The organism is Paenibacillus sp. GbtcB18 (genome assembly GCF_019091125.1).
In the GTDB taxonomy this organism is placed as follows: Bacteria; Bacillota; Bacilli; order Paenibacillales; family NBRC-103111; genus Paenibacillus_F; species Paenibacillus_F chitinolyticus.
The window spans coordinates 1-238 of sequence record NZ_JAGXJX010000812.1 but is presented as its reverse complement, the minus strand read 5'-3'; the positions used below and the strand labels follow the sequence as shown (position 1 = coordinate 238).

Genomic DNA, 238 nt, shown 5'->3' with positions numbered 1-238 from the left:
ATGTCTGTGATCGGAGTCGGTTTTTCTTTCGTCCGCAGGAAAGAAGAATTCATTCCCTGGGTCTTGCCAACCGTCTCCACTTCTTCGGCAAAACTGTTCCACGCCCCGCAGCCGGGACATTTGCCGAGCCACTTCGGGGTTTCATACCCGCACTGCTGGCAGGTGAATTTCGTTTTTGTTTTACTCATGGCGCGAAGTTCCCCTTCTCTTTCTACGCCTAAAACGGGCAAACCGTTCC

The 238-nt window shown here is 52.5% G+C and carries 1 pseudogene; it reads right to left on the bottom strand.

Going from position 1 to position 238, the window contains the following annotated elements:
• Positions 1-188 (bottom strand): annotated as a pseudogene (locus KVT34_RS31050) (DNA repair protein RadA); the annotation flags it as partial.
• Positions 189-238: the final 50 nt, after the last annotated feature.